Below are 8703 nucleotides of genomic sequence, written 5' to 3'. Positions count from 1 at the left end.
TCATCATCCGCACCACCCTGCAAGACCTCGAGAGCAGAGCCGGGGTCGGTGTCACCGGCGGTGGCACCGTCATGCCGATCAACGACGTGATCCGCCTCGGCGCCCACGCCCACCACAGCCTCGCGGTGTTCGACCGCGCCACCGGATCCGCGCTGGACCTGTTCCGCACCAAACGCGTCGCCTCGATCGCCCAACGGCTCATGCTCGCCGCCCGCGACGGCGGCTGCACCAAACCCGGCTGCACCGTCGGCATCTACGGCACCCAGGTCCACCACGCCACCGCCGACTGGAACGACGGCGGCAACACCAACATCGACGACCTCGGCCTCGCGTGCGGCCCCGACAACAGAATGGTCAACACCAACGGCGGCTGGACCACCTCCATCAACGACCGCCACGAAGTCGAATGGACCCCACCACCACCACTGGACACCGGCCAAGCACGGATCAACTACTACCACCGCCCCGAAGCCCTACTACGCCCGCCAGAGGAACCGGGGGTGCCCGAACCCCGGCCCAGCGACGGCGACGGCGACGGCGAACCGATCGCATCGGAGCCGATCGACCCTGAACCGATCGTCGCCGCGCGGGTTGCCCCCGAACCCATCACCCCCGAGGAACTCGACCCCGAACCGAGCGACCACACCGACGAACCCGGCGGACCCGCACCACCCGACGAACAAGCAGCCTGAGCGCTGGGTTCAGCTCGGGCTAAACCACTTTCGCCAACTCTGCCATCCAGGCATGCCATTTCGGCTGCTCGACTGTGGCGGTGTCGGCTGCGGTCTCACCGTAGAAGTAGATGCTGACCATCAACCGGCTCTGGTCGCCCATGCCGAAACCGCCGATCACCGCGACCCCGGGAGCGGGCGCGCTTACGCGCAGCATCATCTCGCGGGTCTGAGCGTCCTGGTGCACTCGCTCCACGACACCGGCCAGTTGCGGTGCCCCGGAAGGTGATTGGACGTGACTACCGACGTCGAGACCGGACACCCCGAGCGCCGCGGCGAGCGTCGACCAGGCTTCGGTCGCACCACCAGGGTGCACGGTCATCACACGGGCCGACGCTGCGGGCTGGCCCGCAAAATGTGCGAGGTAGACGCGGAGGACCTCGAAGAATCCTGGCCAGCCCGACTCGAAGCTCTCCAGTTCGTCGTCCCAGTCGTCGCGGTCGGTGAACAGGCTGTGCACCATCCGCACCACACAGCGGTCGCCCGATCTACTCCTCACCACGACCTCGGTCGCCACCGGCGGAGCATCGCCGCTCCAGCCGTGCTCCTCGTACCCGAACCGCACCGGCGGCTCCCATTCGGTCACCACTCCCGGGCTATCCGAGCCGTCACCGAAGTCGAATTCGATTGCGCCGCCCACTCGTTCGTCAACGGAGGTCGGGGTGAACCAGGCGCTCATCCCGGGGCCCGTGGCGATCGCATGCCACACCTGCTCAGGGGTTCCCGGTACCAGGAACTCCATCTCGACCCAGCGCCTGCCGTCGGCGTCCTTGTTCAGTGGCATCGTCACTCTCCCTGTGGCTCAGTAATTTTCATGGGCATCGGGTAGGCCGCCAACACCACGCGATGACTACGGCCGCGTGGATTCGTCTCGTCGTGATAGCGCGCCACCAAAGCGGTGACCGCACCGGCCAGTTCGTCGGTGAAGGCAGCACGGTCGGCAGCGGAACCGAAGGTGACCGCCGTGTCGATCGACAGCGTCGCCAGGCGCTTGTGCTTGGTCCTCGCAGTCCGCCACAGCTCGCCGACCTCCCGGACCGTGCGGGCGGCCACCGCGATCAGATAGCTCGCCGACAAGCGGTCCGCTGCCCTGTCGGGGTCGACGGCCACCGGCCCCAGCGCAGCGGGCGACACGACGTACGACGACGCGGTGGCCACCAGCAGACGCTCGGTCAGTCCGCCCCAACGCCGTTCGCCGGCCACCTCGACGAGATGGTGCTGTTCCAGGGCGCGCAGATGGTAGTTGACCTTCTGCCTGGTGATGCCGACCCGCGACGCGAGCGAGGCTGCCGATGCGGGCTCGGCCAGCTCGGCCAGCAGCCTGCCGCGGATCGGGTCGAGCGCGCTGACCGCCGCCGCCCTATCGGCAATGACCTCGACATCGAGCATGGAACACATCGTGACCCTTGACAATAAATTTTGTCAAGGAACGGTTACCGCTAAGTTGGCGGCATGGACCTGCTGCCTGTGCTTCGTCGTCATCGCGGAATTCGTCAGATCGGCGAGGGCCTGGGCACTCTGGACCGTGAGGTGTTCGAGGCCGTCGCGGAGTCGCCCAGCCCGCTCATCGATTCCGTCATGCCGCGGCTGACCAAAGCCGCCGACCACTCCAAGCTGTGGTTCGGCATCGGCGCCGCGCTGATGGCGTTCGGCTCGCCGTCGGCGAAGCGCGGGGCGGCGCGCGGGCTCGCCACCCTGGCGTTGACGAGCCTGGTCACCAACCAGGGGGCGAAGCGGGTTTGGCGGCGCGAACGCCCGAGCCGTCTGCTCGTACCGCTGGCGCGCCAGACCCGACGATTCCCGACGTCGAACTCGCTGCCGTCGGGTCACTCCGCCAGCGCCGCGGCCTTCGCGGTCGGGGTCGGGCTGGAGAACCCGCCGGTCGGGCTGGGCCTGGCACTGCTCGCGGGTCTGGTCGGGATGTCCCGGGTGGCGACCGGCGCGCATTACCCGGGTGATGTGCTGGCCGGCTTCGGCATCGGAGCGAGCCTTGCCGTTCTGGGCGCCAAGGTGGTCCCGCCCATCGTGGAAGCACGGTTGCCCGCCTCCGCCGCACCGCTGCGAGTGGAGACCCCGCAGCGTCCCGAAGGTGAGGGCGTCACGCTCGTCGTGAACCCCGCGTCGGGAAGCGGCACCGGGGCCCGGGTGCTCGATGAGGTCCGCGAAGCCCTCCCGAAGATGAAGATCATCGAATTGGGCGAGGACGACGACGTCGCGGAGGTGCTCCGGACGGCGGCGCAGGGCGCTGAGGCGCTGGCCATCGGCGGCGGCGACGGAACCGTCGCGGCCGCCGCGGCGGTCGCGATGGAGCACGGGCTCTCGCTGGCGGTGTTCCCCGCGGGGACCTTCAACCACTTCGCCAAGGACATCGGGTGTGACACCACCGCCAAAACCGTGGAGGCGATCCAGACCGGCTACGTGTCCTGTGTCGACATGGTGTGTCTGAACGAACGTCAGATGGTGGTCAACACCGCCAGTATCGGCGCCTACCCACAGTTCGTGCAGACACGCGAGAAGTTCGAGCACAAGATCGGCAAACCGCTGGCGGGCATCTACGCGATGTTCCACACGTTGCGGCGCGAACAACCGGTCCGCATCAGCTTCGACAACCAGACCATTCAGACATCGCTGTTCTTCCTCGGCAACTCGGTCTACCTGCCGTCGGGTTTTGCACCGTCGCGGCGAACCCGGATGGACGACGGGCTCATCGACATACGGATGCTGGAGACGGGTCGGCGACTGAGCAGGCTGCGGATCGTGACGTCGCTCGCGTTGGGCCGCCTGGAACGCAGCCCGCTCTATCACGAGTTGCGGGTGCCGGAGTTCGCGTTCGAGGCAGTGGACGGCCCGACAGTGCTCGCGCTCGACGGTGAGGTCGGCACCGAGCTGAGCGAGGCCAGCTTCAGTGTGCGTTATCGAGCTCTGCCGGTGTTTCGTCCGGCTGTGTGACGGGCTGCAGCGGGGAGACCAGCAACAAGCACAGAACGAAGTAGGCGTATCCCAGGCCCCATCCGGCGATCACGTCCGACGGGTGGTGGACGTTGAGGACCACCCGGCCGCCGCCGACCGCGAGGATCACCACAACACCGAGCGCGACCAGCCACCCGCGCCGGGAGGCCCGGACCAGGGGAAGCGCGACGGTGACCAGCGCCAGCACGGCGACGATCCCGCCGAGCGCGTGACCGGACGGGAACGATGTCGAGTGAGCCGTCACCAACGCGGTATCAGGCCGCGGCCGGTCCACCAGATTCTTGGCGATCTGAGTCACCAGGCCGACCAGCTCCACGCTGATCACCAGGAACAACCCGACACGGACATTGCGCCGGACGAACGCCACGACGATCACGACGATCGTCACCAGCCGGAACACCGTCGGACCCAGCACCGTGCAGAACACATCCCACGCCGTCACCCAACCCGGATTCGACTCACCGATCCGGTACATGGGCTCCAGCGCCCACGCGTCGGCGCGCGCCAGCCACTCCCAGTTCTGCACGTAACCCAGCCACATCAGCACGTAGACGCCCACCCCGACCAGGGCAGAGCTGATCAACCAGCCACGGTGCGCTCTCACCTGACAATCTGTACCACCCCGTTAGCTGAGCAAGGCCACGGAAGGCGACGAGGCCGACCGCCGCGGCCCGGAGTTCATCCACAGCTTCCCCGGGGTGCCAGGCGGCTGGGCTACCGTTTCTGCATGGCCGTATTACTTCGGAAGCTCTTCCGTATCGGCAAGCTCCCCAGCGCGTTGCGTGCTGAGGTCGACGCCGAGGAGCTGCTGTTCATCGCCGAGTACGTGCCCGTCACTCGCCGCTTTCACGGCGTGGTACCCGGGCTGCGTTCCTCCGGCAGCATCGCCGGCTACGTCGGTGCACTGGTCCTCACCGACGAGCGGGTGCTGGGCACACTGTCCTCGGTGCCCAAGCTGGCGGGTCGCATGATCGACGTGCGTTGGGATGCTGAGCAATCCGGTCCGGTGAGGGCCGAGCTGTCTGCGACGGGCCTGACCCTCGACGTCGACGTCGCCGCCGTGGATCCGCGGTGCTCCGGCGAACTGTCGCTGCACTACAAGGACAACATTCCCGACGATGTCCTCAACCGGCTGCCACGCACGTCGCTGGCGTTCGAGGCGCCACCGGAGTTCATCTTCCGCGCGGTGGGCGTGCCGTATCACCCGTAGTGCGTCGGCACGGTCCTCTCCGTCAGCGGACCTGAGCCGCCACGAAGATCCGGCGGAACGGGAAGAAGGTTCGTCCGTCGGGACGCATCGGATAGGCCGCATCCAGAGCGGGGATGAGTTCGCTCCGGAACCGCTGCCACTGCGTGTCGTCGAGGGCGCTGCGGACCGGACGCAACGCAGTACCGGTGATCCACTCCAGCACCGGATTCTCACCGGTCAGTTCGTGCACGTAGGTGGTCTCCCACGCGTCCACCGAGCACCCGGCGTCGGTCAACAACCCGGCGTAGCCATCGGCGGTCTTCACCACATCGGAATCGCGGAACGGGAAGTCCCGCAACAGCTCCGCCCACTGCGGCCGGCGAGCGAGGTCGCGGACCGCCTGATGTGACGGCGCGTCGAAGTTCCCCGGCACCTGGAACGCGATCCACGATCCGGCGGCCAGCCGGCCGGCCCACCGCACCACCAGTTCCGGATGGCCGGGGACCCACTGCAGCGTCGCGTTGCTGACCACCACGTCGGTGTCCGGCGCGGGCGTCCAGTCCTGCACGTCGCCCACCTGTGCGGCGACCCCGCGCGCCCGCGCCGCGTCGACCATTTCCGGGGAGGAGTCCCAGGCCTCGATCGTCGCGCCGGGCCACCGCCCCGCCAGAGTCTCGGTGAGGTTGCCGGGGCCACATCCGAGGTCGACGACCCGGCGGGGTTCGGCTGCTGCGACCCGCGACAGCAGATCGAAGAACGGCCTGCCCCGGTGGTCGGCGAAGGCCAGGTAGACGTCCGGATTCCACATGCGGTCAGTGTGGCACCGCGCCCCGCCGCCCGCGTTAGCATTCCAGACGTGGAGTCCGACGGCGCACCCCAGCTCACCCCCGACGAGGACGAACTTCCCATCCCGGTTCCGGACGTTCCCGGTGCCGATGCGACGGTGCGCGGGTTGCCGCGCCGCACAGACCTCACGCGCCGCGAGCGGTTGATCGTGGACACCTCGGCCATCGCCGATCTGGCGTTGCGCACGTCCATCGCGTCTTTGATCGGCGCCACGATGGTGCCGACGGTGGCCGGCGCACTGGGCCGGTCACAGTCGCGGACCGAGGAGGAGCACCTGCGGTTCTACGCCGAGCTCGCGGCGGCGAAAAATCCGGATCTGTCATTTCCCGCTCCGGAGTCGTTGCCGCGGGTCGCGTCCCGGCCCGCGAACCCTGTCGCCGAGTGGATCGCGCACGGCAACGTCCGAAACATCCGATTCAACAGCAGCTTTCAGGCTGTCAATCCCGCGCTGCGTGACCAGTGCGGAGCCTTTGAGCGCAACAACGTCGTCCATGCCCAGCATTGGCGCCACGACGACGGGCCGCGGCCGACGTTGTGCGTGATCCACGGTTTCATGGGGTCGGCCTATCTGTTCAACGGGTTGTTCTTCTCACTGCCCTGGTTCTACCGGTCCGGGTACGACGTGATGCTCTACACGCTGCCGTTCCACGGGCGGCGCGCCGAAAAGTACTCCCCCTACAGCGGATACGGCTACTTCGCCCACGGTTTCGCGGGTTTCGCCGAGGCGATGGCGCAGGCGGTGCACGACTTCCGCTCGGTGCTCGACTACCTGGAGTACACCGGGGTGGATCGCATAGCGTTGACCGGAATGTCGTTGGGTGGCTACACGTCGGCATTGATCGCCAGCGTCGACGACAGGATCCAGGGGGTCATCCCCAACGTTCCTGTCGTCACCCCGGACAAGACGGTGGACGAATGGTTCCCGGCGAACAAGATCGTCGCGCTGCGGGAGCGGATCGCCGGCACCGACCGCCAACTGTCGGACGCGGCGACGATGTACTCCTCACCGCTGAACTACCGCCCGCTGCCCGCCAGGGACAGACGGTTGATCATCGCCGGGCTGGGTGACCGGCTGGCACCACCGGAGCAAGCCGAGATCCTCTGGAACCATTGGGACCAGTGCGCATTCCACTGGTTCCCGGGCAACCACGTGCTGCACGTCAGCCAGCCGGACTACCTGCGCCGAATGACCCGGTTCCTGAGCGGGTTCATGTTCGACTGAGCGCGGTCCCGGTGGGCCACCGCAGGTGGGAGAGCAGATCGGCGGGCGCCGGGGTGGGTGCTGCCGACAACCGGCGGTCCGAATCGGTCGCCAGGGCCGCGAGCGCGGGCCGGTGCTCTCCGCGCTCCGGGGTCAGCCCGGCCAGCGGGGCTCGAGACCCCGGACGCTCGGCTGTTCGGATGGCGCAGGCGGCGGCGATCTCCGGATGTGCTCTGCTGCCGGTGAATTCAAGCGCCGTCCAGGTCTCGCCCTGATCCGACGCCGACAGCGCGGCAAGCGTGTCAGCAAGCCGCTCGTCAGTACGGATCCGGTAAGCGGCCAGATACCCCCGGCCGTCGCGGATACCGCGCCAGGTTTCCCTACCCTGCTCGGGCACCGGTGTGGCGGCCGCGTCGTCGGTGCTGACCTCCCAGCCGGTCTCCCGCAGGTGGTCGGCCAACCGCCTGGCAGCCACCTCGACCGTGTCCTGCAGCGGCATTCGTGTCGAGCGCGCGGCCAGTGCCGCGAGATTATCCGCTGCTCCCAGGGTCAGACCGACCCAGGTCGTCCGTGTCCCGCCGACATCACGACTGGTGACCCGGACCTTGTCGAAGTGGATGCCGTAGCGGTCGACATAGCCCGCGATCACCCCCAGCGGGAGGTCCGTCTGATCGCGGGGTTCGACACGCAACACCGCGGTGGCGAACTCCGAGGACTGGTGGCTGCCGCCGACGTGATTTCGGCGGCGCAGCATCGCGATTCGTCGGGCCACCATCGTCGTCACGAACAGTCCACGCCACCAGGCGAACACGACGACCACCACTGCGACGGCGACGCCGAGCACCCATCGGTCTGACGTCGACTGCCACGGGTAGGCCATCGCCGCCGGGATGGCGAACAACAGCGCGAGGGTGAGGCGGATGATCATGAGGACGGGTCCTTCCGTTTTGCGCGCGCCACCAACACGGCGAGCACCAGAGCCGCAAGCAGTCCGACGCCGGTGAAGGCGACGGCCCGGGGCAGCGGGTTCTCCGGCGCAGGGGCGGGGGGTGCCGCGGTCTGCCGGACAGCGGCCGGGTCGACGTCGACCTCGGCGGGTACCTGCCAGGTCAGGGCGGCCACGGCATCCACCGTTCCGGCACCCACCAGATTCGACGGCGCTCTCGCCGCGGTGTGTGCTGTCCCGGTGATCCGCCCCACCACCTGCTGCGCGGTCAGTTCGGGAAACCTGCTGCGCACCAACGCCGCAACTCCCGATACGTAGGCCGCCGCGTAGCTGGTGCCGCCGATCGGCGACATCTCCCGGTCGCTGTTGGGCATCCCGTTGGCCAGGCCACCGTCGGCGTCGTTGCTCACCGACGTGATGTTCTCACCGGGCGCCGCGATGCCGAGCCACGGACCCGCCATCGTGGACCGCGCCGGCCGGCCGTCGGGTGACAGCGCGCCGACCGACAGCACATAGGGCTGCCACCATGACGGGATCGACACCGACGTCACGCTCGACCAGTTGCGCGGATCGGACGGTCGGGCAGGGTCGGTGAGCGGGTTCGATTCGCAGGCCGCACCGGCGGTTGCGCCGCCCTCGGTGTCGCCGGCCGCGGCGACGATCACCACGTCCTTCTCGACCGCGGCATATCTCAGGGCCGCACCCAGCTCGCTCTGATCGACGTCCATGTTCGCCGGAATGCAGGTCACCGCAGAGATGTTGATGATCCGCGCGCCGAGGTCCGCCGCGCGCACGACAGCCCGAGCCATCGTCGCGACGT

General features: G+C 68.3%; 10 protein-coding genes. 4 read left to right on the top strand and 6 right to left on the bottom strand.

The annotated features are described in order from the left end of the window. Positions 1 to 692, top strand: a 692-nt coding sequence (locus tag WA965_RS20295) for an HNH endonuclease signature motif containing protein (RefSeq protein WP_526448013.1), incomplete at its 5' end; no start/stop codon positions are given. A gap of 19 nt (positions 693 to 711) precedes the next feature. Here WA965_RS20295 and WA965_RS20290 read toward each other — a convergent pair. Then, positions 712 to 1515, bottom strand: coding sequence for an SRPBCC family protein (locus tag WA965_RS20290; protein WP_526303354.1), 804 nt, complete (start codon positions 1513 to 1515; stop codon positions 712 to 714). A 2-nt stretch (positions 1516 to 1517) separates the two neighbouring features. Then, the gene (locus WA965_RS20285; protein ID WP_526303355.1) at positions 1518 to 2120 is read right to left on the bottom strand and encodes an ArsR/SmtB family transcription factor; all 603 of its coding nucleotides are present in this window, start codon (positions 2118 to 2120) and stop codon (positions 1518 to 1520) included. 63 nt (positions 2121 to 2183) lie between these two features. Between WA965_RS20285 and WA965_RS20280 the strand changes: the two genes are divergently transcribed. Next, on the top strand, positions 2184 to 3680 hold the full coding sequence (locus WA965_RS20280; RefSeq protein WP_526448012.1) for a bifunctional phosphatase PAP2/diacylglycerol kinase family protein: 1497 nt from the start codon (positions 2184 to 2186) through the stop codon (positions 3678 to 3680). On the opposite strand, the gene WA965_RS20275 is transcribed toward WA965_RS20280, so the two are convergent. Then, positions 3634 to 4305 carry a phosphatase PAP2 family protein gene (locus WA965_RS20275; protein WP_526301423.1) on the bottom strand — a complete coding sequence of 224 codons (672 nt, stop codon included), beginning with the start codon at positions 4303 to 4305 and terminating at the stop codon, positions 3634 to 3636. The genes WA965_RS20280 and WA965_RS20275 overlap by 47 nt on opposite strands. A gap of 123 nt (positions 4306 to 4428) precedes the next feature. Between WA965_RS20275 and WA965_RS20270 the strand changes: the two genes are divergently transcribed. Beyond that, positions 4429 to 4911 (top strand): hypothetical protein, encoded by a 483-nt coding sequence (locus WA965_RS20270; RefSeq protein WP_526301421.1) that lies wholly within the window; start codon positions 4429 to 4431, stop codon positions 4909 to 4911. A 22-nt stretch (positions 4912 to 4933) separates the two neighbouring features. Here the strand turns inward: WA965_RS20270 and WA965_RS20265 are convergent, their stop codons facing one another. Further along, entirely contained in the window at positions 4934 to 5698 is a 765-nt protein-coding gene (locus WA965_RS20265; RefSeq protein WP_526301419.1) for a trans-aconitate 2-methyltransferase, read from the bottom strand. Positions 5699 to 5737: 39 nt separating this feature from the next. Here WA965_RS20265 and WA965_RS20260 point away from each other — a divergent pair, with 39 nt between their 5' ends. Continuing rightward, positions 5738 to 6958, top strand: a complete 1221-nt coding sequence (locus WA965_RS20260) for an alpha/beta hydrolase family protein (RefSeq protein ID WP_526301427.1) — start codon at positions 5738 to 5740, stop codon at positions 6956 to 6958. Here the strand turns inward: WA965_RS20260 and eccE are convergent. Continuing rightward, a complete protein-coding gene (gene eccE, locus WA965_RS20255; protein WP_526301418.1) occupies positions 6945 to 7865 on the bottom strand; it encodes a type VII secretion protein EccE in 921 nt (306 codons plus the stop codon). The genes WA965_RS20260 and eccE overlap by 14 nt on opposite strands. Next, positions 7862 to 8703, bottom strand: an 842-nt coding sequence (locus WA965_RS20250) for a S8 family serine peptidase (protein ID WP_526448011.1), incomplete at its 5' end; no start/stop codon positions are given. The genes WA965_RS20250 and eccE, both read right to left, overlap by 4 nt.

Source organism: Mycobacterium sp. (assembly GCF_049683935.1).
In the GTDB taxonomy this organism is placed as follows: domain Bacteria; phylum Actinomycetota; class Actinomycetes; order Mycobacteriales; family Mycobacteriaceae; genus Mycobacterium.
The sequence above is the reverse complement of the archived record's forward strand: the minus strand, read 5'-3'. Positions and strand labels throughout refer to the sequence as shown.